A 24,979-nucleotide genomic window follows, 5' to 3' on the forward strand; every position below is an offset into this window, starting at 1 on the left:
TATATGACTACTCCGATTACTTCATCCGCGCTTGCTCCATCCACTGATTATACAATCCATCGTCAACTTATGTGGCGGCGGCGGACGATCAGTTATATTTTTTTCGGACTGGTTTTGCTCTTGATTCTGGCAGCTAATATCATGAAGGGCTCCGTGGATATCCGATTTTCAGAACTATGGACCATTCTTGCCAGCCACGATATTGAAAGCGTCAACGGGTTCATTATATGGAAAATCAGATTACCCCGGGCCATTTCCGCAGCCCTTGGGGGTGGATATCTCGCCATTGCAGGGCTTTTGCTCCAGGTTTATTTCCGAAATCCAATTGTGGGGCCGTTTATCTTGGGGATTTCATCCGGGGCAACACTCACGGTTTCCTTTGTTATGTTGACATCTCTGACACTTGGAATGACGGCGTTAAATCCATTTATGGCCACCCTGGCCGCCTTTGTCGGGGCCTATGGAGTGATGTTGGTGGTCATCAGCATTGCCGGGCGGGTGAAAAATGCCGTTACCCTGCTGATCGTGGGCTTGATGATGGGGTATTTGTGCCACGCTGTCACTTCCATACTGGTGGCCTTTGCGGAAAAAGAAAAAATCAAAGGGTTTGTGTTGTGGCAGCTGGGCAGCTTTTCCGGATTCAGGTGGAGTGAAATTGAGATATTGATTCTGGGAGGCGGATTAATTTGTGTTCTGGTGTATGCCCTGTCCAAACCCCTGAACGCTTTTCTCCTGGGAGAGGATTATGCAGCATCCATGGGGGTGAATATCAAGGTATTCCGACTTTTGATTCTTCTGTCTTCATGTGCCCTGGCCGGCATGATTACAGCCATGGCCGGACCCGTGGCATTTGTGGGGCTTGCTGTACCGCACATGGTGCGCCTGGCATTTGGCACCTCGGATAACAAAATTCTTGTGCCGGGTTGCCTTCTGGTGGGGGCGGTGGTTACCAGTTTGTGCGATTTTATTGCGCGGATGATTTTTTCTCCTGTGGAACTGCCCATTTCAGCGATCACTGCCTTTTTTGGTGCCCCCATTGTTATCAGCTTGCTAATGAAACGAAAGGTGGTGTTATGATGAAATCCAAATCGGTGTTAAAAACTGAAAATTTGTCCGTAGGATATCCTGGAAAAACGGTTCTTGAATCGGTGAATCTGGATTTTTATAGTGGCGAATTCGTATCCCTTCTGGGGCCCAACGGGGTGGGAAAAAGTACACTGTTAAGGACCTTGTCACGTCTGTTATCCATACGCAAAGGGCGTGTGTTGGTCATGGGCAAATCCCTTGATACCATACCGGCTCCGGAACTTGCAAAGGTGATGTCGGTTGTGCTGACCCATAAAGCCGTCCCCCCCTTGTTCCAGGCCTACGATTTTGTTGCCATGGGGCGATATCCTCATACCCGTTGGACCGGTCGGCTTGATACAGAGGATGACCGGGTGGTGATGGATGCTCTGTCCATGGTCCGGGCCCAGGATCTCATACTAAGGGATATGTCAACCTTAAGTGATGGTGAGCGCCAAAAAATTCTCATCGCAAGGGCATTGGCCCAGGAGCCCGAGATTATCCTGCTGGACGAGCCCACCATGCACCTGGATTTAAAACATCGCATGGAGATCATGTCCATTCTTAAGGATATGTGTCGTAAAAAAGGGATCTGTGTGGTGGCATCACTGCATGATATTGAAGTGGCCTCCAGGGTATCGGACCGGGTGGCTTTGATTCAAAACAACACCATCGCCCGGTTTGGTCCCCCTGAAGATGTGCTTTTGGAGGACACGGTTTCCGATCTTTATGATTTTGGCGATGCCGGTTTCAGCCGCCTGTTGGGAAATATAGAATTCCGGGGGAGCATGGAAAAAGGCGCTGTTTTCGTCATTGGCGGCATGGGCAGTGCTTCTGTTTTGTATCGCCTGCTGTCTAAAAAGGGATATCGGGTTAAAACAGGGGTGCTGTTTAAAAATGACGTGGATTACCATGTGGCAAAATCATTGAACATTAATCCCCTTATCGAAAACACTTTGCAACCCGTATCTGATCACAGTATCAAATCGGCACTCAGTGCACTTCAAGAGTGCGACGCCGTGGTGGATGCCGGTTTTGAGGCCGCAGATTTGAACAGGGGGAATTTAACCTTGATTGATTCGGCTAAACAACTGGGCAAACCCGTATTTCGTTTGAATGGAACCCCAAGCAACGGGATAATGCGGCCGGAAATTTCCATGGATATGACAGCGAGTACCGAATCTGCTCTTGTCGGTTTGATAGATCGGAAAATGGCCGAAATGTCATGAAAAACCCCCTCTCCTATTTGATTCTTATGCTGACGGACCGCTGTAATCTGTCCTGCCGTTATTGTTATCTCGGGGGACATAGAAAATCCATTTCCCATGATGACGGGTCTGACATGTCGTTTGATACCATTGATCAGGCACTTGAACTATTTGCGGCACATAAGAAAAATTGCAGCATACAGATCTCCGGTGGAGAACCCCTGCTTGCCCCCAGACAGCTTGAATACACGGTGGGTAAAATTAGAAGGATATCGCCGGATGCCCCCATTGCCATGCAAACCAATGCCATCCTTCTGGACGATAATGGGGTGGATTTTATAAAGGCACATAATATAAATCTTGGTATCAGCCTTGACGGTGATCCGGGTATGCAGGATCTCTGCAGAGGCGGTGCTTCTGAGACATTCAATGCCCTGGGATGTCTGGAACAGAAAAAAGTGCCGTTTAGTGTGACCTGCGTCGTGTCTTCCGTCAATGCCCATCTGTTACACCGGGTGGTTTTGGCCCTTGCCGGCTTTTCCATGGCCGGGGGCGTTGGTTTCGATTTGCTGGTGCAAAAAGGAAAGGCAAAGAGTACAGGTGTTGAACCCGCTTCTCCCCTGCAGTTGGAAATCGGTATAAAAAAGGTGAAACAGGCCCTTTCTCTGGTAAATGCGGGGCGACAACGTCCAATTGTTATCCGGGAGAAGGAGAAAATCAAGGTCTGTCGGTATGTTGGGAAAAAGGCATCCGCTTTCTGTCATGCGGCCCATGGACAAAGCCTTGCCGTGACCCCTAAAGGAGATCTTTATCCCTGTTCGCAAACCGCATTTGATCCTGATTTTTACGTGGGCTCTTTGATGGAGAAAAATGGATGGGAAAGCATTTATCCTTCTTTGGAAACGAGCCGTCTTGCCCTTGAATCATATAAATTGCGAAATAACGTTGAAGATCATTGTCGTTCCTGTGGATTTAAAGGCACGTGTCCCGGAGATTGTCCCAGTAGATTGTACTATAATTCAAGTGGCGAAGATCCCCTGGCCTGCGTGTTATATCGAACCCTGGCATTTTTTGAGCCCGCCACCCAGGCAGACAATGAAACCGGAACAAAGGAAGTAATGTGATGAACAAAGAGTTTACATTGGCCTACTATTCCGCTGCTGCCATGGAGATCCCATCCTTAAGCCTTGGTGTGGCCCAATTTACAAAAGAGGGCGGCGCCATAAAGGTGCATGCTAAAACCCAGACCCAGCTGTTTGATGAAAAGCAGGTTGCCTTGTTCGTGGACCATTGCCTTGCATCGGATGTGGTGATCATTGGCCTTCATGGCGGCCGGGAATCCTGTCCGGCGTTCGATGTTCTATCTGATCGACTGGATGAAATGAAAGACAGGGGTGAAAAATTGCCCTGGGTTCACATCCAGCCCACGGGCGGTGATGAAGATGCCATTGAGGCGGCCCAGATCTTGTCCACCCATTTTGGAACACCGGTGTGGGACAGGGTCCACCAATATCTCAATCACGGGGGCATGATCAATTTTACCAATCTTTTATCTTATCTTGAGGCCACGTTTTTCGAGTTTAAGGACAGGTCCCAGCCCCCCCAAGCCCTTCCCCATGAGGGGCTTTACCACCCGGAGATCAAAGGCATTCCCGACCCGTTGGAATACATGGCAAAGAGAATCATTCCGGGCCGGATCACCGTGGGCATATGGTTTAACCAATCCTACTGGCTCAACAATAACCTGGCCTATATTGATGCCATGATTCGATCAGCGGAAAAACTGGGCGCCAATGTTATACCGGTGTTTCATCTGCGGTACAGAGATAAATCCAGGGGTAACCGGGGCGCGGAATACGCTGCTGAAACCTTTTTCATGAAACAGGGCAAACCTGTCATTGACGTACTGCTTAACCCCATGATGTTTTCCCTGACTCTCACCGATTCCTCCTGTAAAACCTTGTATTCAAGGCTCAATGTGCCGGTGATTCAGGCCATGATGACCATGCAGCCCTTAGAGAGCTGGAAGGAAGAGGTCCAGGGCATGACCACCATGGAGGTGAGCTTTTCCGCGGCCCAGCCGGAGTTTGACGGCAATCTCATCAGCGTTCCCATTGCCAGCCGGGAACAGGACACCACCGATCCCCTGACCGGGGCGTTGATCTCCCGGTATATGCCCATTCCGGATCGTGTGGACCGTGTGGTTAATCTTGCAATCAACTGGGCCGGATTGTCGAAAAAGGAGAACTCCCAAAAGAAGATCGCCATTGTATTTCATCACTATCCCCCCCGGAACGACCGGATCGGCTGTGCGGCTGGTCTGGATAGCTTTGCCAGTGTCAAGCACCTTCTTGATCGGATGAAGGCGGAGGGATATGAAGTTGAAACATCGTACCAGGACGGGGATGAACTGGCCCATGAGATTCTTTCCCGCATGACCTGTGATCAGCGATGGCTTCTACCCGAGCAGATGCATGAACGTGCAGCCGCCCTGGCAGGTCCGACGGATTACATGGGCTGGCACGAAGCGCTTCCTCAACCCATCAAAGAAAAACAGACCCATGATTGGGGAAAAATGCCCGGGGACCTCTTTGTCCATGACAATGAGATGATTTTTGCCGGAACCATGAACGGAAACGTTTTTATCACGGTGCAGCCGCCCAGGGGCTATTTTGAGAACATCGACAAGATTTACCACGACATGTACCTGAGCCCCCCCCACCATTATCTGGCCCAGTATCGCTATATCAAACACGTGTTCAAGGCTGATGCCGTTATCCACGTGGGCAAGCACGGCTCCCTGGAGTGGCTGCCGGGCAAGGCCCTGGGACTGTCCGAGGAGTGTTACCCGGATCTTTCCATCATGGATCTTCCCAACATCTACCCCTATATCATCAATGATCCCAGTGAGGGCACCCAGGCCAAGAGACGCAGTTATTGCTGTATTGTGGACCATCTTACCCCGGTGTTTACCAATGCCGATCTGTACGAATCCCTGTCTGAGGTGGACAATAAAATCAAGGAGTATCAGGATGCCCGCCGGGAAGATCCCGGAAAGGTGCCGGTGCTCAAACCCATGATTTGGAAGGCCGTGGCAGATGCAAATCTTGACAGGGATCTTGAGATCACCGAAGAACGGGCCTTTGAGGATTTTGACGGGTTCCTTGAAAAGCTCCATGAATATCTTGGAGAGCTGTCTGACACCATGATCAATGATGGCTTGCACACCCTGGGCCAAGTGCCGGAGGATCAGCCGCTGGTTGAATTCCTGGTGCAATTGACCCGGGTGGCAAACGGCAATGTGCCCTCCCTGAGAGAGTCCATTGTCACCGCACTGGGGCATGATTATGACAACCTTCTGGTTAACAGGGGACGGGTGGTGGATGAAAAGAGCGGTGACACCGGAAACATGATCATTCAAAAGGCCCACAACCTGGCCCTGACAATGGCCCAGGCCCTGGCGGAAAAAGGGTTTGAAGGGGATGAGGCGTATATCTCCAGCGTGATCCGGGATCTGGTTTCTCGTTCCCATCCGGACATTGTGGCGGTTCTGACCTACATTTCAAATGGGATTGTTCCCAATATCCGGAAGACCACCCAGGAGCTGGACGCTGTCATCACCGCCCTTGACGGTGGATTTGTCCGTCCCGGACCCTCGGGTGCTCCCACAAGGGGCCAGGCCGATATCCTGCCCACCGGCCGGAATTTTTACTCGGTGGACCCCCAGAAAATTCCCAGTCCCGGGGCCTGGGAGGTGGGCAAAAGCCTTGGGGATGCCCTGCTAAAGCGCTATCTGGACGAAACCGGGGCCTATCCAAGAAGCGTGGGCATTATCGTTTATGGCGGTGCCACCATGCGTTCCAAGGGGGATGATATCGCAGAGATTTTTTATCTTCTGGGAGTCAAACCCATCTGGCACAAGACAAACGGCATTGTCAAAGGTCTTGAAATCATCCCGCAAAAGGACTTGGGCCGTCCCAGAATTGATGTGCTCCCCCGGATTTCGGGTTTCTTCCGTGATTCTTTTCCGCTGTTGGTGGAACGTATAGACCAGGCCGTGCGTATGGTGGCGGTTTTGGATGAACCCCTGGAGACCAATATGATCCGCCGCCATGTGGTCCGGGACATGGAGACCTTTAAGGTTGAGGGCATGACCGAGGATCAAGCGTTCCGGGAAGCCTCATTCCGGGTGTTCGGATGCCCGCCCGGTACCTATGGGGCCGGTGTTTCCGAACTTGTGGAATCCAAGAACTGGAAGACCCAGGAGGATCTGGGCAACAATTATATTCGGTATTCCAGCCATGCTTACGGCAAGGGCAGTTACGGCCAGCAGAAACCGGCGGTTTTCAGGACCCTTTTATCCCGCATGGATGTCACCGTAAAGAACGAGGATTCCCGTGAATACGACATGATGTCATGCACGGACTATTATAACTACTACGGCGGTCTCATCGTTGCCGGGAAAACCGTTACCGGCAAGTACCCCATATCACTCATGGGCGACAGTTCCGATCCCAAACGGGTGAAGATGCGCTCCACAGCCGAGGAGGCCAAACATATCCTGCGATCCAGGTTGACCAATCCCAAGTGGATAAAGGGGATGATGCGCCATGGCTACAAGGGCGCCGGGGACATTTCCCACATGATGGATGTGGCCCTGGGCTGGGATGCCACGGCCGAGGTCATGGAGGACTGGATGTATGAACAGATGGCCCGGGCCTATGTGCTGGACGAAAAGGTGAAAGAGTGGATGGAAGAGGTGAATCCCTATGCCCGGCAGAATATCCTGGACAAGCTTCTGGAGGCGATTTCCAGGGGCATGTGGCAGGCAGAAGATGACATGAAAGAGCAGCTCAGACAAGAGTACCTGGATATTGAAGGTGAGATCGAAGCACTGACGGAATAGCCGCTGCAAGTCGGCATATTGGGGATAAAATGATTCAAACAAAGATAGATGAAATAGGTGAACAATCGGCCATGGTTGACCAACCGGTTAAGGAAGGCGCAGGGATGACGGGCCTGTTTCCCTTTTCAGCCATCATCGGTCAGAGTGATTTAAAGTTGGCCCTGATGCTCAATGCCGTTAATCCCAGGATCGGCGGTGTATTGATCCGGGGCGAAAAAGGTACGGCTAAATCCACCATTGTCAGATCCATGGCAGATCTGCTGCCGGAAATTTCGGTACGCAAAGGGTGTGCATTTAATTGTGATCCCAAGGGATCGTTTCAGTGTCCGGTGTGCCTGGCAGCCAATGGATCAGACAACCTCATCCTTCGTAGAAAAAAGGTGATAACACTCCCCTTGAATGCCACGGAGGACCGGGTGGCCGGGGGAATGGACTTTGAAAAGGCCGTCATGCACGGGCGCAGAATCCTTCAGCCGGGACTTCTTGCCCGGGCCCACCAAGGCATTCTCTATGTGGATGAGATCAACCTGCTGGACGACCATATCGTGGATATTATCCTGGATGCCGCAGCTTCGGGTGAGAATCGTGTGGAGCGTGAAGGCATCTCCCTTGCCCACCCGTCTCAGTTTCTGCTGGTGGGGACCATGAATCCCGAGGAGGGGGATGTCAGGCCCCAGCTGTTGGACCGGTTCGGCTTCTGTGTGGAAGTCTCTGCCGAGCAGGATATTGAAAAACGCATGGCGCTTATGGTGCTGCGTGAACGCTACGATTCTGATCCGGAGGGATTCAGACAGGAATATGAATCAGACACCCGGGCCATTTCCGAAGCGATTGTCAATGCGGTGGAACTGCTGCCATTGGTCAGAATGCCCGGTTATATGCGCTCTTTTATTGCAGAATTGTGTACCACCAATCATGTTGCCGGTCACCGGGCAGACCTGGTGCTGGAGCAGGGGGCCATGGCCCATGCAGCCCTGAAAGGCAGGACCGAAGTGACAGTGGACGACATCCAGGCAGTGGCCCATTTTGTACTGCTGCATCGAAAACAGGAGGTGAGTGACCCCCCTCCGCCGCCCCCGCCGCCGGAACCTCCGGAAAATGAAAACCAGGATGATAAAGAACAGGAACCGGAAAACGACGAACCAGAGGAGAACAAAGAGCAGGAGCAGGAAGATAATCCTGAGAATAACGCCCAGGAGCCTGAACCGGAGGAGTCGTCCCAGGAGGATATAGATCCGGACGATACGGATTCGGACCAGGAGTCAGATACCCAGCCGCCGGTATCGGAGAATGATACAGAAACCGTTTTTGAGATCGGTGAACCCTTTAAAGTCAAAAAAATAGAGTCAAAAAAAGACCGGACCCTCCGCCGGGGATCGGGCCGGCGTTCCCGGACCCGGGTTTCCCAAAAACAGGGCCGGTATGTGAAAAGCACCATGAACAGAGGCAGCAATGACATCGCCTTTGACGCCACCCTGAGGGCAGCGGCACCGTTCCAAAAGAACCGTGATATCCCGGATGGGCTTTGCGTGGCATTGACATCTTCCGATATCAGGGAAAAGATTCGCGAGAAGAAGATGGGCAATTTTTTACTTTTTGTGGTGGATGCCAGTGGCTCCATGGGGGCCAGGGGCCGCATGTCCGCCTCCAAAGGTGCCATCCTTTCTCTGTTGCTTGATGCCTATCAAAAACGGGACAAGGTGGCCATGATCTCGTTCCGCAAGACCGAAGCTGTGGTGAACCTGCCGGTGACATCCAGCATCGAACTTGCTGCCACCTATCTCTCCCAGATGCCCGTGGGCGGGAGGACACCGCTGTCGGCAGGTCTTGAAAAGGCGTACCAGATGATAAAGAACGTCCGTTACCGTGATCCGGCATCCCGGCCCATTGTTATCATTATCACCGACGGCAGAAGCAATGTGGCCTTCAGTGATGCAAAGCCGGTGGACGAAGCCATGATGATGGCCCATAAGCTGGGGGAGGATGAGACCTTAAATTGCATCGTGGTGGATACCGAACCCCAGGGACCTGTCATGTTCGGCCTGGCCGGGCAATTGGCAGGGGCCGCCAATGCCCAATATTATAAAATTGATGATTTAAAGAGTGATAGCCTTGTCAGTTTAATTAAAGAGAACCGTTAGGATAGCTGGTACTTGATCATAACGATGGCATTCCTCTTTGGAGTGGCCGGTGGGGAGATCAAGGCCGGATAGCCGGAACGGTTAGGAGCTTTAAAATATGAAAAAACAAAAACCCATTTTTCCATTTACCGCAATTGTAGGCCAGGAGAACATGAAACTGGCCCTGATTCTTAACATTATCAACCCCTCCCTTTCCGGAGTTCTGATCCGGGGGGAGAAGGGCACGGCCAAATCAACGGCTGTTCGGGCATTGGCCGATATCCTGCCCATGATTGAGCATGTAAAGAGCTGCCCGTTCCGTTTGGCCGTATCAGAAACCGGTGCGGTGTGTGAAGAGTGCAGCATAGAGGCATGCCCCGGCAGCAGACAAAAAGATCCCAATGCGCTGAATGGCAAACAGCTTGAAACCGAACAAAGCGGTATCCGGGTCATTGAGCTGCCCGTGGGAGCCACCGAAGACCGGGTGGTGGGCACCATGGATCTTGAGCACGCCCTGAAAAAAGGGGAAAAGCGCATAGAGCCGGGGCTGCTGGCGGCGGCCCATCGGGGTATTTTGTATGTGGATGAGGTGAATTTACTTGACGATCATGTGGTGGATGTGTTGCTGGATTCCGCTGCCATGGGGGTCAATACCATTGAGCGGGAAGGGGTCTCCTTTTCCCATCCAGCCAGGTTTACCCTGGTGGGGACCATGAACCCGGAAGAGGGGGAGCTTCGTCCCCAACTCCTGGACAGGTTTGGTCTGTGTGTCAATATCGGTGGGATCATCGAGGTTGAAGACAGGGTGGCGGTGATGGAGCGCCGGACCCGCTTTGATGAAGATCCTGAGGGGTTTGCTGAGCAATGGGAAAAAGAGAGTCTCAATCTCTCCCAACGCATTGAAAAGGCCATGGATCTTTACCGGGATGTGACCATTCCCCGGGAGCTTCTCTTTGAAATTGCCTCCTATTGTCTTGATGTGGGGGTGGACGGGCACAGGGGCGACATTATCATACTGAAAACCGCTAAAACCCTTGCCGCGTGGGATGGCAGAGTCACTGTGGAAAAATACGATATTGAGACGGCAGCCCAACTGGCTCTGCCCCACCGTATCAGAAGAAAGCCGCTTCAGGAAGTGGCCCAGGATATTCATGCCGTCCGGGAGAGCAACCGGGCACAACATGCAAAAAGGGCGTGATATATGCCGGCAATTACCTTAGATGGATTACGGAAAAATTATAAAAGTCTTATGGCCCTGGACGGCATAAGCCTTGAAGTTGACGAAGGTGAACTTTTTGCCTATCTGGGACCCAACGGTGCTGGAAAAACAACCACCATCCGGATTCTCACCGGCATGACCCGGTTTGAAAAAGGACAATGCACCATCAACGGGTTTAATATCCGGACAGACGAAAACAGGGCAAAGGCCCAGTACGGCCTTGTTTCCCAGGCCATTAACCTGGACCAGGAACTGTCGGTGAAAGAGAATCTTCTGATCCATGGGTTGATGTATGGCATGAAGATGTCGGACATTAAACGCAAAACAGAGGAGATGCTGGATTACGTTGATATGTCGGACCGATTGAACAGCCCGGTGAAATCGTTATCCGGCGGCCTGAAAAGACGGCTGATGATTGCCCGGGCTCTGCTTCATGATCCGGCTATACTGTTTCTGGACGAGCCCACCGTGGGATTGGATGCCGCCATAAGGCGGCGGATATGGGGTTTGATAAAGAAAATCCAGGCCAACGGTACCACTGTTTTTTTGACCACCCACTACATTGAGGAGGCAGAGTTTCTGGCGGACCGGGTGGCATTTCTCGATAAGGGGCGGGTTGTCACCCTGGATACCCCTGAGAACCTTATGCAGAATATCGGGGCCTGGGCCATTGACCGGCTCACCTCCCATGGAATGGATACGGTTTATTTTAAAGACAGGCAGACAGCCCAGGCATTTAACATGGAGAATGCGCATCAATATACCCTGCGCCGGGTGAACCTGGAGGATGCATTTCTGGCGGAGACAGGCCGAAAAACGGAATCGCAGCAAACAAAAACAAATTCCGGACATACCGGGCACTCCAGCCATTCCGGGCACTCCTCCGGGCATTCCGGGCATACCATGCACTCCTCCGAGCATTCCGGCCATTCAGAGCACTCCGGGCACTCCGGGCATTCGACCCATTCCCATTGAAAGGACTTTTCGTCATGATTCGCACTATATTTGCCGTCTATTACAGGGAGATGCTGATTTTAAGAAAACGATTGACCCGCCAGATCCCATCATGGTCTGTATCTCCGTTGCTTTACCTTATTGCTTTTGGTTATGCGGCTGGCCACTCAGTGCAGGTGGAAGGCCATTCCTACATGGCGTTTCTAATTCCGGGTCTCATCGCCATGAGCAGCATGACCCAGTCCTTTGCCATTGCCAGTGATATCAACATCGCACGGTTTTACTGGCATATTTTTGAGGAATTCCAGGCTGCCCCTGTATCAAAGACCGCCTATGTGACCGGCGAAGTCCTTGCCGGGATGACCCGTGCCCTTTTATCGGTGAGTGTCATCATGATCCTGGCCTTGGTTTTCAGGATTGATCTGCACTATAACCTGGCCTTTTTAACCGGTGTGCTGCTCAACAGTTTTGTGTTTGCCTCCCTGGCTGTGGGGCTGGCCATGGTGGTGAAATCCCATGCAGACCAGGCGCTTCTCAATTCATTTGTCATTACACCCATGGCCTTTTTAGGGGGTACCTTTTTCCCGGTGGAGCGTCTTCCGGACTGGGCCGGATTCATCCTCTCCTTTCTGCCGCTGACCCATGCCTCATCTGCTATCCGGACCGCCTGCCTCAAGGGCAGCGCAGATATGGGATCATGGCTGATCTTGCTGGTCACCGGGTGCCTCTTTTTCATTATGGCGATTTCTTTTGTGGAAAAGGCCAAGGACTGATTCGATGAAACTGTGGAGTCAATATTTAATCCACTACCCAAACCATGATCCCGGGAAAAAAATCATGCTCTTTAGAGACAAGACGTCAAAAATGTCTATCCGCAATTCGCCGGGATTGTGGCGTTTTCTGGCTGTGATATTCTTAATGATGTTCTGCACAAAAACCGATGCGGCAGATCTATCAAAATTAACAAAACAAATTGAACATAATCTTCCGGAAAAATGGGAAATTATTGAAATAAAAAATGATTGTATCCCCCACTGGGCATTTTCACAAGACACCTGTACCAAGCTGACCATTATCGGCCCTGTAAAAAGCGGATTTCAATATTTTGACCGGAATGACCAACTGTTGCTGTACCACATATCTTTTCAAGAAGCCGTCTACTTATGGATTGCAGATGAACAATATGATTCAGGATGGACATTGCCCAAAAAGGTTAAAAACCGGTTTCAGGTGTGCCCAAGGTGGAGACCACAAAAATTGATGAGTGGAAAACACCAAGTATGGGGATATCAGGGCTGGAACCAATTCGACAAAACTTATTCAGAAAATTCTCCACCGGGTGCCGCCAAGGCGAGGTTTAAAAAGATAAAGCACAGCTGGCCTGGATGGAAAAGAACAGTTCAAAATTCGAATTATAACTGAAGGTCATGAGAATGGTTAAGATCTAGGCCCACCAATCCCAAGTGGATACATGGAACGATGCGCCACGGCTACAAGGGAGCCGGCGACATCTCCCACATGATGGACGTGGCCCTGGGCTGGGATGCCACGGTCGAGGTCATGGAAGGCTGAATGTACGCACAGATGGCCCGGGCCCTTATCATGGGACCGGAGGCTTTACCATAAGATCAATCCCGAGGCCCGGTGGGCCTGGCCGGGAGATCCAGTATCAGGCCCAACATCCGGTACAGAACCGGACACATCGCTCCATCAGGCAGAGATGATCCTGGACACCGGGGAGTTCCAGAAGAAGATTTTCCAGGACCGAACCGATTTTCAAACCCTTTTGGCCCGATTCCTATAAAAAAATGCCGCACAAAGGAAACTATAATGAAGATTGTTTGCGTTTACGGTCATATGTTCAATGTCCATACCTGGTCCATGGCCTGTCAGGGTCTTGCGGCCGAAGGCATCGACCTTGTCCTCTTCTCCCAGGCAAGGTCTGCCGATAAGCTGGCGGTCTATATGGAGACCCATGGCGCAGCCCTTTTTATCGGCCAGTTGTTCAAGGAACTGCCCAATTACGACCTGGTTTTAGACTGCGCCCAAAGGGCCTCTTTTCGGGCGGCCCTGGGCTGGGATATGCCATCTGAGTTTTCCACCTTTACCCAGGAAGAGATGACGGCCTTTAACACCTATCTGAAAAGTCCCCATACCGGCAATTACCAAAACGGAGTACGGTACCTGGCCGCCCTGTGCGGGGCAAAGGTCACGGCAGCCCCTGTGATCCCCGTTAAAAGCTGCGGGATTTACCACCCGGATTATCAGGGGCTTTTTGACACTTCCCGGGAGTACCTTGCCTGGTACCGGAATGATCACCCGGCCGCCGAACAGGGACCAATTGTGGGGGTGCTGGCCTATTTCGGCCAGGTGGCGGAAAAAAATCACGATGACATGGACGCGGTCATCCTGGAACTTGCCCGCCAGGGGTTCACCCCGCTGTGCGTGGTTTCCGAGGGAGTCCGGGATGCCAATGTTCCCCTGAAAGACCGGTATCCCTGGCTGGATTATTTCACAGAACTTGAAAAGGACGGGCGGGATATGCCCCGGGCCCTGATCAATCTCATGGCAGGCCGGCTTCTGGCTACGCCTTTGGATACACCGGTGTTGAAGGCCCTGGACATCCCCATATTCCAGTCGGTCCGGCTTTACCAGCAGACCCCTGAAGAGTGGGAGAAGGATGCCGACGGCAGCGGCACCGGAGGATTTGGTATGGTCTATGCCTTGGCCCAGCCGGAGATGGCCGGGGTGGTGGAATCCTCCATGGTGGCGGCCACCAGGCCGGAACATCATCCGGACATGGACATCAGCTTCCGGCAATATGTCCCGGTAACGGAACGTATCGCCCATCTCTGCCGCCGGATCAAGAAATGGGTGGCCCTGGGGCAGATGCCCAACCAGGACAAGCGGATCACCATCGTCCTTAACAACAATCCCTGCAAGGGGGTGGAGGCCACCCTGGGGCTGGCCGCGGGCCTGGACACCTTTGAAAGCCTGGCCCGGACCATCGCGGCCCTGGACATGGCAGGCTATGATGTGGGGGATGCCCCCAGAGAGGCCCAGGCCCTGCTGGACCTTTTCATGGAGAAGAAGGCCTTTTCCGAATTCCGGTGGACCACGGTGGATGAAACCGTAAAAAAAGGCGGGGTCTTAAGCTTTATGGATGAAACCGCCTACAGAAAACATTTTGACGTCCTGCCCCCATTTGCCCGGGACCGGGTGGACCAGGACTGGGACCCTTTTCCCGGCCAGGGCATGGTCTACCAACGAAATGGGGAACAGGTCCTTGTGATTGCAGGACTCTCCTTTGGCAAGCTGACCCTCATCATCCAGCCCAAACGGGGCTGCTACGGCGCCAAATGCAACGGCGAGGTCTGCCGCATCCTCCATGACCCCAATCTTGCGCCGCCCCACCACTGGCTGGGCACCTATTTTTACATCCAGGACCATTCCGATGCCGTGATCCATTTCGGCACCCACGGAGCCCTGGAATTTCTTCCGGGCAAGCCCCATGCCCTGTCCCATAACTGTTTTCCGGAAATTTCCCTGGGGGACCTGCCCAACATTAACCCCTATGCCCTTGATGTACCGGCCGAAGGGGCCGTGGCCAAGCGCAGGGGCCGCGCCGTCACCATTGATCACCTGACCCCGGTATATCGGCCGGCCCAGGTCCCGCCTGAAATGCTGCGGCTTGAGACCCTGCTCAAGGAGTATGTTAAAGCCAGGGAGAGCAGGGAAGCCCGCAGACAGACCCTCCTGGAGGAGGAGATGAGCCCGCTGATCCGGGAACTGCATCTGGACACCCTGGGGGCGGAGGAGTCCTTTGATGCCCGGATTACGCTCTTGTCCCGGCAGATGGGTCAGTATAAACGAATTCTCTCCCCCCTGGGGATGCACGTACTGGGAACCGCCCCTGACACGGCCGGTATGGCAGCCATGATGGCAGTCATGCTTATGAAAAAGACCGACGACAGGCCGACCCTGGCGGATCTTGCGGCCCTGTGTCCGCAGAATCATCCGGACAGCCAGAATCAGGAAGATCGGGAAGATCAGGAAGGCCGGGAAGAGCAAGAAAACTGGAAAAATCAAGAAGACCGAGAAAATCAGGAAGGTGAGTTTGACAGGGCCGCCCGGGTGCTCCAGGCGCTTGTGGAAGAAGACGCAAAGACAGTCACCGGAACAGACCCTGAAATACCGGTACTTTCCACCGCCTTCAGGGAGTGGTGCCGGACGACGGGAAAGAATATTGCCAAAAGCACCTGTGAAATACAACAGCTCCTCAGGGCCCTTAACGGCCGGTATATTGAAGCCGGGCTCTCCGGCTCCCTGGCCCTTGGCAACACAAGGGTACTGCCCACGGGCAGAAATCTTTTTCCCACGGATGTTGAGGCCCTGCCCACAAAGGCGGCCTGGCAGGTGGGGCAGGAACTGTGCGACAACCTGCTCAAAAAATACCTGGAAGACGAAAACAGATTTCCCGAGAGTGTGGGCATCAACCTGTGGAGCATCGATGCCTTCAAGTCTGACGGGGAAATTTTCTGTCAGATTCTCTATCTCATGGGCATGCGCCCGGTGTGGGCAGACAGCGGCAAGGTAACAAAAATCGAGGCCATCCCTCTGTCCCAACTCCGTCTTGTGGACGGCACCGCCGATATCACTGGCTCCCGGCCCCGTGTGGATGTGGTGATCCAGACCTCGGGCATCCTCAGGGACATGGTTCCCCATTTTGCAGATCTTGCCGATGAGGCCGCGGTCCTGGCCTCCCGTCTGGATGAGCCCCATGATCTTAACTTCATCAAAAAGCATACGGACGAGCAACTGGAGTCCCTTAAATCCGAGCTGGACAGCCGGTATACCGAAAACCAGATGGCCCGCATGGCCTCCTACCGCATTTTTTCCTCCCCACCCGGGACCTATGGGATCGGTGTGGGCCTTGCCCTGGATGCATCGGCCTGGGAGGATGAAAAAGATCTGACCGAAACCTATGTAAACTGGGGCGGCCATGCCTATGGATCATCCCGGAACAAGGGGTTTGACCGAATCAGCGGAGAGGCAGCCCAAAACCTCTACGCCGCAAGGCTGAAAACCATTGACGTCACCTATATGCGCCAGGCATCGCCGGAGTACGATATTCTGGACGGCGGCTGCTATGCAAGCTACCTGGGGGGCATGTCCATGGCATCGAAAAACCTTGGGGGCAAGGCCTCCCGCATTTACTGGGGGGATAACAATGCCAGCGGGGATCTATCTGTCCGGGATGTCAAAGAGGACATTGAGCTGTCTGCCAGGGCCCGCCTGGTCAATCCCAGGTGGATTGAAGAACTGAAAAACCACGGATTCAAGGGAGCGGAAAGCGTGTCCAGCCGGGTCAACAATCTTTACAAGTGGAGCGCCCTTACCCAAAAGGTGGACAAATGGGTGTTCGACGAGGTGGTGGCCACCTATATCCATACAGAGGAAAACCTCTCCTGGCTCAGGCATGAAAACCCTTACGCCCTGGAAGAGCTGACCCGGCGGCTTTTAGAGGCCCATTCCAGAGGGCTTTGGCAGGCAGATGCCGAAGATCTGGCTGCGGTCCGGGACGCAGCCCTGGAGATTGAAGGGGATATGGAGGAAACCATCGGGGAGGTGGATGAAGAGTACCAGGGCAATGCCGTGGATATCCTCACTGCATCGAACGTGGAAAAATGGAAACGTAAATGGAAGATTGAAGATCAGGGGAAGGACGCTTCCGGCATGGGGAGCAAAAAAGGATGACAAACCGGGTGAATGTTGTGTTTTGGTAGAGAGTATACCTACGCTGAAAACATATTGGGCAGCCCGAGGACCGTTTACGCAGGACTAAGGTGGCAGCTATGACCCAAGGGGATAAGATTATGCATATCGATACTTTTTACCAGAGAGTTGCACTATACCGGAACGATAAAATCCTCTATGCCGGATTTCTGGTTCCCCACCGGGTGATCTCCACCTGCCAGGTGGCCGGCGGAATCCGGGAAGACATGGAGATCTTTGTACAATCACCAGTCCTGTGAACCCTGCGGTCATAGCGGAAGTTTAATGAAATACGCAATCCTGTGACCGTCAGGGCACAGTGATTTTTTTATTTGCCTGAGGAGACAACAATGACCAAGCTGAAAGACACGCCACCGGGAATGACGGACTTGGGCCGGAAATACCGGCGTATGGAACAGGGCTTCAAGGAATATCGGGTGTTTTTAACCGCAGTCGAACTTGGGCTGTTTGACCGGCTCATGACGCAGATTTCCGCCGAAGATCTGGCTGAACAGGCGGGAATCCATGCCGGTATGACAGGGAAACTGCTTGACGTGCTCACCGCCCTGGGATTTATCGTCAAGACGGCAGCGGGATATTGCAACACCAAAGAAACAACTGCCTTTTTAACCCGTGAAGGCGCCTTTTTTTCCAGCGGTTCCGTTTCCTATTTAAAGGAGAATTCCCGCAAATTTTCCGGGCTGACCGATCGCCTCACCCTGGGCCCGGAACAGAAGAGAAAAAAATCACACACCTATAAGCCGGATACAATCCGCACCATGGCCAACACCTGTTTATTGGGAAGGCTTCAGGAGATTGTGGGCATAGTTACCGCTCTGCCCGGGTTTGAAACCGCCCGCCGCATGATGGATATCGGTGGGGCTCACGGTCTCTTTGCCATTGCCATGTGCCAGGAGAACCCCAGGCTGTCGGCGGTGGTGTTTGATCAACCTCCCGTCACCGACATCACAAACGAATATATTGCCGCCTACCATATGCAGGATCGTGTGACCACGATGGCCGGCGATCACGGCACAGATCGGTTCAGCGCGGGCTTTGATCTCATTTTTGAATCCTTTACTTTTTTTGGAGATAAACCCAAGCTTGCCGGCTATTTTGCCCGTATCCACGACGCCCTTAACCGGGGCGGCCTGCTGATCAGTGTACGCAGTGTACTGGAAGACAATCGACAGGGGCCTTTGCCTGCACTGCTCTGGGCCTTGAGCGGTGCCATGGAGAGTGAGGAAGAAAAACACCACACAAGATCAGCGCTGTTTTCCATCCTGGAGGAAACCGGATTTTCAGGGATGCAGCTTGTTGGCGATTCGCCGTCTCTGGCAGGGGATTACCAGATTATCACAGCCCGGAAACCATAATCTGAGGGGGGGCGGGATAATGAAAACAACACAGATTATTAAAAAAGATATCCGCAGGTATTGGTGGCTGCTGGTGGGTGGTCTGACGGCAATCTTCTGTCGCCATGGTCTGCATGTTCATTGTCCCGCCAATGGCGGTGCTGGCCTGGTTTTTCGCCAAAATTTCCAAACGGATTTTCCACCGGATCAAGGCCTGTACAGGGCGGTTGAATATGGGGCTGCAGGAAAACATTGCCGGAATCAACACCATCAGGCTGCTCAGTGCACAATCCAGGGTAATGGAAAAACTGACCCGGACCAACAACCGGTATTTCAGGGCTGGTCTGGCCCAGACCAAGATGTTTGCTGCATTTACCCCTCTGATGGAACTTCTGGGCAGCTTGGGCGTTGCCCTGATTATCTGGTACGAGGGATAAGAACTTGCTTTTTGTTAAAGAAAGTATTGAATATCTAAAAAGTTAAAAAATATACTGCTCCCCTGATACAAGCACAACATGTTGTGCTTGTATCAGGGGAGATCAGTTCAAGTCAGGACAAAAATCAAGATCAAGAAAACAGGCAGGAAATATTTTTAGATTTCTGGAAAAATTCCAGAATAGAGCGAATTTTGAGTATAGCTCACCGTAATCCCTCAATCCAATTTCAAAAAAATCAATCCCAGTGAAAAAATTAATCCCAGAATCAATCCCAGTGCTATAGTTCCGGAATCCGGGAGTCTGCCTCATCATAGACCATTTCAAGAATATAATTCGGAAACCTTTTGCGGCGGGTCATGATTGCGGATATCCCAGAGATCAAGGTGGCGCAGTATCATTTTCAATGACGTCAAACTCTTCAATAAAAGCAACAATTTTCATGGAACCCTGGCATTTGGGGCACACAAGCGGATCAACTTCATAAATTTTCTGGATGAGTCGTGCCCAGTTCTGCCGGGATTCTTTGGCGGACATATCCTTCGGCATAACAGCAGGAATGGTATCATCCAAACCGGCCTTATTCCTCATCCCCCGGGATTTGTTGGAATACCAGCCGTAGTACCTGACAGTCTGTTCATACCTGCCGGGGATATGCGTCGTAAGCCTAGCCAGCCAATCTAAAGCAGTGAACACTTTCCGGGACTTCCGGTCTTTGGATGTATAAACGATGGCAATATCATCTGTTGATTGTTCTGCCGGAACATAGATCATTTTCTCCTGGGAGAAGCAGGCCCGGATAATGTAACGGGCCAGGTTGCCAAGGATACTGGCACCCGGAACGGCATCAACATCGGCAACAACGGATCTCAGATATGCATTCATCACCTTCCAGGCACAAATCGACAATTTTGCCAGCAGTTTCCGGTCATAAAGAAAATAAATCCGCAGCCGTTTGGGAATACTGAAAACCCACTGCCGATGAGGGACATCTTTCAGCATCTCCGTCAACAGCCATTCGCCATATTCAATTACCCGTTTCTGATGGCATGAGGGACAGAACTGCCGCCGCTTGCAGGAAAATGCCAACAAATACTCGTGGCCGCAATTTTCACAACGGACCCTGGCAAATCCCATATGAAGATCACCACAGTCAAGATATTTATAGATCACTGTTATGACATATGTCCGCCAGAATCCATACCGGGATTTATACATGTCATCCCAGGCACGTGCCAACTCTTCAAAATTATTTTCAACACACTTGTAATATGCGCTTGCCTTAGGATTGCGCGGCGGATAAACATCATAATTGTGTAATGTTGACTGGGCCATTGCAAAACCAAAAATGAAAAATGATTCGTGGTCATCCGAATGGAAATCAAGACTTGGGAGTAGATGATACGGCATTTGTTGAATTTATATAACAATATGATGAAAAATTAAAAATATTGGAGACCTGTAATTTTGACCATTCTTCATCAAAATTACAAGAAATTACGCCGTTTTTCCTTGCACTAACATGCAGCAATCGATATAACTCCATAGAGGAAACAATCGTTACCGGTTCTGACCAGCGGCACTGTTCAACAACGTCTTATCAATAATCCCGCTCGTCGCAACAATGGGTTCAACTTTACCGAAGATTTTGGGTAAACCAACAATCTTGGCATTTTTGTGGGCGGGGCTACTGATAAAACGCTTTAAGTCGGCGCAAACATCGGGTCTATATGGAAAATCCCGGCATACCTACTGGCCTCAAAGTTGTTCAGTTCTAACCTAAATGATATGTTTCAGAAAAAAGTTAAAGGCATAACCAATCTATTTTATTGAAATAAAAAAATATTCCACAATAGCATTGAACAGCCTTGAGATGGCTGAGTAGTTGCGTTTGGTAAATGATAAGTCAGTATAACAGAAGGGAAAATCATGAGCGAATCCGTAAAAATTTATATTGAACTGTCTGATGACATCCGGGAATGGATGGAAGATAATTACCTGTCAATAGAGGATATCCTTGAAAAAGGAGATATTGATGCCCAAGTGGAAAAAGAGATCATTCCTTGTCAGGATGAACGCAGTGGCCGCACAAAAGACCTGGTTCCGGTAATTCTTGCCAGTGGCGGTGCCATTACTGCCGTACTTTTCGCCCTTTCCCATTGTATGAAAACCTGGATAAATCGTCCGGTTCACTATACCTGGGAAGAGATGAAAGAAATCCGGGATGAAAACGGTAAAGTAATCAAGAAAAACGGTATTCCGCAGATGAAAAGCGTCCGCAAACATTTTGTTCATGATTTTTCACCTGAAAGGAAAAAAGAAAAAATTGATCTGGATGCCAATGTAAAAGGAATTCATTTGAAAATGGATACTGAAGAACGGCATTCGAAACATCCTGAAAAGTAAAACGGAATATTATGGCAAACAAAGCATTTCTCATCGGGACCAATTCACTGGGGCTGGAATATGCCGAAAATGATCTTGCATTGATGCGGCAGTGCCTGGAAAAATATGATTATGGGGTTTTGGAAGTCCCCTCTGAAGCCCCAATAGATAAACACGGCATTCAGAAATGTCTGGATGATTTTTTTGATAATTGCACAAAAAACGACACGGTGATCGTTTATTTTTCCGGTCATGCTGATCTGGACAAAGGTGAACTCTTTCTGATTGTGGGGGAAAAGACCCGGACGGATCGAATACAGTTCAACCGTATCAGCGAATCTCTTCGTTTCTGTAAAGCGAAAAATAAATTGATGGTTCTGGACTGCTGCCATGCCGGGTCCACCATAGAAAACCGGAAAATATCCGTATCTGAATCATTCCCCATACTGGTGGCCGGGGAGCGGCTGGAGGAGACCCGGGAACTGGATGAACTGAAAGCAAGTTTCCTGACCTGGCATTTTCACAATGCCCTCATGTCTCCCCCTTTGGATTTGCTGGATAAGGATGGGATCATCCGGCCGGATTCCTTAGCCAATTATCTAAAACGGCAGGGAGAAATACATAATGGGCGGGAAAATGCGGATAAAATCCCCATCCCCTATTTAAATATCAGCACAAAATCAAATTTTGCTTTAGCCGACACCCGCCTAATTTTCAACAAAATCCGTGAGTGCGGTACCCTTTTTGTTGAATGTTTGGGCAATGATCTCTCACAAATTCCCCCTTCTAATTGGCCCTATACCATCCAGACTGCTTTGGACCGCCTACGGAAATATGACCGGATTCATGATTATATCAACCTCTTTGAGGCATTTGTCCATTTTCATTTTGTTACCCTGGCCAGTCAGTTTTACTGGTGCCTGTCTGAAGAGGAACGTAAAAGCCCCTCGGAAGAAATCCGCCCCGGACTGGCCATGCTGCGGGAAACACTGACCTGCGAAAAATGCTGCGGCGGGATCACTTGGATAGACCGCAGCGCGATTCTCTCCAAAGCAGCCTTCCATGTAAAGGAACGTCTGCCGTTTCCCGAACTTAGCGATATCTTTGACGCAGAACAGATCCATCTTTCAGAATCTTCTCCGACAGACTCTTTATGGAAAGAAAATCCCCTGGGCTGCTGGCAAATCAAAAAAGCCGGAACCTTATGGCAATGTTTGTCTGCACTGGCCGGTTTACGGAAATTTGTGAATACGGAAATACAAGATCATAAAAGTAATGGTGATACAGAAGATATATTAGACGATCTCTGCGATGCAATGGGGCATATATTCCGCCCGTGCCGTAATCTGCAACTGGCCATGATTTCTGAAACCCAAAGCGGGAAAGAAAGACCGCAGGCCGGTATCCACTGCTGTTGGGAAGGAACCGGTTTTGACTGTGTCACTCGCAAACGTTCCAAAAATCGCCTGCAAACGATCTGGAACCGTCCTTCTCCCAAAGATATGCAGATTTTGCCTGCGCCTGATCCTCCCCGGTCGGATTGGGAATGGAATGAATCCCTGATTGTCTTTGACCCGGGAGATCCCTACGAAAAAAGCGTATATCTCATGCCCCTGGGCTTTCGCTATTCCCACAACCGGTCCGGGGAAAGTAGGGACGACGGTAATGAAGAAAAAATTCCCGGCCTGCTTGACAGTGTGCGCTGGAAAGGGCAAAAGGTCAGCACCGTGTTTCAGCGTACATACAGTAAAAAATTTCGGGAAGAAGACTGGCAGGCGTGTAAACTGCCGGAGCAGGGTGCACAGGTGGAAAATCTGCACCGGTGTATCGAACAACTGTGCCGGGGGTTTACATTTGAGATGCCCATACCGGATACACTGCCCGAACGGCCGCCCCGCCAATTTGACTTGCTGCATCATGAAATTGCAGACCAGTTACGGGAAAATACGGTATTCCGCTGTGAAGAAATTCGGCGGGTGATGGATCTGCTTACTGGCAGTGCCTGCCGCCGTCTTCTCCTGGAAGGTACTTCCGGCAGCGGAAAAAGTGTGCTTCTGTCCCAAATTTACCATCAAAACCGCGGGAGGGCTGTATTTGTCAGCAACGACATGAAAGTGGAACCCCTGGAAGATCCGGATTTCATTGATTCTGCTCTGCCGGAGAATACAGCTTCCGGTGATTTTGAGGGAAAGATCGGGCAAAGATACAGTGCATCCGAAACATCCAAAACATCCAAAAGTAGTGTGGCAATCCGTGTGGGGATGCACATCCTGGCTGTACTGGGTGAATGCATGGATTATTCCCCCCAGAAACAGGAACTGCCTGCAAGAAAAATACAGGATGCCCTGCGGGACATGCTGTCAAATTACAAAAACCGTCATCCAGAGGCAACGTTCCTGGTGATTCTGGACGGACTGAACCAGGCCAGGGATCCCGGTGCCATGCTCGGTGCATTGCCCGATCCCCAACCGGAAAATCTTTTTGTTCTGGTCAGCAGCCAGAAACAGGAGCGCGTCAAAGGCCCTCTGACATTTTACGGCAAAAAAAGATGGGAAATAACGAATCTTACAGAACTGCAACAGGCCGAAGCCGAAAAAATTATCCAGCAGTTCTGGTTGCGGGAACATAAAGGAAACAACGCACCCAAATGGGAAGATCTGCCACAGACCCTGGTGCGAAAACTGCTTGACCGCAGCAGATACCAGCCTGTCTTTCTGCGGGACTGGACCGAACGTCTGAAAAAATCATGGCATCATGATCCCGAAAGATTTTGGATTTCCGCTGAAGCTGATTTTGACCGAAATTATAAAAATCTCATACCTGAAACCTTGAAAAGAGGGTTTGAAGAGGTGAAAGAAGATTTTGACCCGCCGGAGCTGCTGGACGCGCTGATGTGGTGTTTCAGTCTGATTCCCTGCGCACTCAACAGGGATGAACTCTGCCGGGCCATCCGTATTTTACGGCAGAAGGGGCTTTTGAAAGATTTGCCCGCTGTCTCGGCTTTGCAGATTTCGGATGCACTGACCAAGTCCCTTTTAGGTGGTTTTATGCGGCAGATGGATACAGGTCTGGAGCAGTCCTATGCCCTTGCCCATGAAATATTGGGGCACCAGTTTTGTGAGTATTTTCTACAGCTGGAGCAGATACCCGAATTCCGCCTGGCCCTGGTTCCAATGGGCGCGATTCCTTTGCCTGAAAACGCGGAAGAAGTCGAATTCGACAGATGGTATCAATGGATAGAAGAGGAAGACTACGAACATTACCAGCTTTTGGAACCCATATCCCGCATCAGTGTGTGCGAAAGCCTGCTTGCCCGTTTGGATAAAAATTCTTCGAAATATGCTTTGGTGACCTCCCGCCTGGTTCAGGCGTTTTTAAGCGGAACCGGTGAGCAGGAACGAGGGTTTGTTTTGGCCCCGGTTTTGGAAAGAGCGGCTGAAACGGCACATTTTCCACACAGAATCCGAGCAGAAGTTTTGCAGTCTCTGGGTGATATTTTATATAAACAACAAATAATTGATATTGCCTTGGAACAATATCAGAGATCCCTGGAGATGA

The 24,979-nt window shown here is 51.1% G+C and carries 15 protein-coding genes and 2 pseudogenes; 16 read left to right on the forward strand and 1 reads right to left on the reverse strand.

Going from position 1 to position 24,979, the window contains the following annotated elements:
- Positions 1–3 precede the first annotated feature (3 nt).
- The 14 genes and pseudogenes from ACYQ2M_RS15700 (at position 4) to ACYQ2M_RS15765 (ending at position 19,039) form a co-directional block, all read left to right on the forward strand.
- Positions 4–1,077, forward strand: a complete 1,074-nt coding sequence (locus tag ACYQ2M_RS15700) for a FecCD family ABC transporter permease (RefSeq protein WP_459917309.1) — start codon at positions 4–6, stop codon at positions 1,075–1,077.
- On the forward strand, positions 1,074–2,294 hold the full coding sequence (locus ACYQ2M_RS15705) for an ABC transporter ATP-binding protein (RefSeq protein ID WP_459917310.1): 1,221 nt from the start codon (positions 1,074–1,076) through the stop codon (positions 2,292–2,294). Before ACYQ2M_RS15700 ends, ACYQ2M_RS15705 begins: the two co-directional genes overlap by 4 nt.
- Positions 2,291–3,397, forward strand: a complete 1,107-nt coding sequence (locus ACYQ2M_RS15710) for a radical SAM protein (RefSeq protein ID WP_459917311.1) — start codon at positions 2,291–2,293, stop codon at positions 3,395–3,397. Before ACYQ2M_RS15705 ends, ACYQ2M_RS15710 begins: the two co-directional genes overlap by 4 nt.
- Positions 3,397–7,179 (forward strand): cobaltochelatase subunit CobN, encoded by a 3,783-nt coding sequence (cobN, locus tag ACYQ2M_RS15715; RefSeq protein WP_459917312.1) that lies wholly within the window; start codon positions 3,397–3,399, stop codon positions 7,177–7,179. The genes ACYQ2M_RS15710 and cobN overlap by 1 nt, the downstream gene beginning before the upstream one ends.
- 29 nt (positions 7,180–7,208) lie before the next feature.
- Positions 7,209–9,320 carry a putative cobaltochelatase gene (locus tag ACYQ2M_RS15720; RefSeq protein WP_459917313.1) on the forward strand — a complete coding sequence of 704 codons (2,112 nt, stop codon included), beginning with the start codon at positions 7,209–7,211 and terminating at the stop codon, positions 9,318–9,320.
- A gap of 97 nt (positions 9,321–9,417) precedes the next feature.
- Entirely contained in the window at positions 9,418–10,497 is a 1,080-nt protein-coding gene (locus ACYQ2M_RS15725) for a magnesium chelatase ATPase subunit I (protein WP_459917314.1), read from the forward strand.
- Positions 10,498–10,500: 3 nt separating this feature from the next.
- Positions 10,501–11,493, forward strand: coding sequence for an ABC transporter ATP-binding protein (locus ACYQ2M_RS15730; protein WP_459917315.1), 993 nt, complete (start codon positions 10,501–10,503; stop codon positions 11,491–11,493).
- A gap of 14 nt (positions 11,494–11,507) precedes the next feature.
- Positions 11,508–12,245, forward strand: coding sequence for an ABC transporter permease (locus ACYQ2M_RS15735; RefSeq protein ID WP_459917316.1), 738 nt, complete (start codon positions 11,508–11,510; stop codon positions 12,243–12,245).
- 133 nt (positions 12,246–12,378) lie between these two features.
- Entirely contained in the window at positions 12,379–12,894 is a 516-nt protein-coding gene (locus ACYQ2M_RS15740) for a hypothetical protein (RefSeq protein WP_459917317.1), read from the forward strand.
- A 27-nt stretch (positions 12,895–12,921) separates the two neighbouring features.
- Positions 12,922–13,044, forward strand: a pseudogene (locus tag ACYQ2M_RS15745) (cobaltochelatase subunit CobN); the annotation flags it as partial.
- Between the two features lie 258 nt (positions 13,045–13,302).
- Positions 13,303–17,229 carry a cobaltochelatase subunit CobN gene (locus tag ACYQ2M_RS15750; protein ID WP_459917318.1) on the forward strand — a complete coding sequence of 1,309 codons (3,927 nt, stop codon included), beginning with the start codon at positions 13,303–13,305 and terminating at the stop codon, positions 17,227–17,229.
- Positions 17,230–17,348: 119 nt separating this feature from the next.
- The gene (locus ACYQ2M_RS15755; RefSeq protein WP_459917319.1) at positions 17,349–17,507 is read left to right on the forward strand and encodes a hypothetical protein; all 159 of its coding nucleotides are present in this window, start codon (positions 17,349–17,351) and stop codon (positions 17,505–17,507) included.
- A gap of 90 nt (positions 17,508–17,597) precedes the next feature.
- Positions 17,598–18,623 (forward strand): methyltransferase, encoded by a 1,026-nt coding sequence (locus tag ACYQ2M_RS15760; protein ID WP_459917320.1) that lies wholly within the window; start codon positions 17,598–17,600, stop codon positions 18,621–18,623.
- Positions 18,624–18,727: 104 nt separating this feature from the next.
- Positions 18,728–19,039 (forward strand): ABC transporter transmembrane domain-containing protein, encoded by a 312-nt coding sequence (locus tag ACYQ2M_RS15765; protein ID WP_459917321.1) that lies wholly within the window; start codon positions 18,728–18,730, stop codon positions 19,037–19,039.
- 657 nt (positions 19,040–19,696) lie between these two features.
- On the opposite strand, the pseudogene ACYQ2M_RS15770 reads toward ACYQ2M_RS15765, so the two are convergent.
- Positions 19,697–20,446 (reverse strand): annotated as a pseudogene (locus ACYQ2M_RS15770) (transposase zinc-binding domain-containing protein); the annotation flags it as partial.
- A 519-nt stretch (positions 20,447–20,965) separates the two neighbouring features.
- Here ACYQ2M_RS15770 and ACYQ2M_RS15775 point away from each other — a divergent pair.
- Together ACYQ2M_RS15775 and ACYQ2M_RS15780 are read left to right on the forward strand one after the other, a co-directional pair.
- The gene (locus tag ACYQ2M_RS15775) at positions 20,966–21,442 is read left to right on the forward strand and encodes a hypothetical protein (RefSeq protein WP_459917322.1); all 477 of its coding nucleotides are present in this window, start codon (positions 20,966–20,968) and stop codon (positions 21,440–21,442) included.
- 11 nt (positions 21,443–21,453) lie between these two features.
- Positions 21,454–24,979, forward strand: a 3,526-nt coding sequence (locus tag ACYQ2M_RS15780) for a caspase family protein (RefSeq protein WP_459917323.1), incomplete at its 3' end; no start/stop codon positions are given.

The sequence above is a fragment of the Desulfocicer niacini genome, assembly GCF_054657595.1.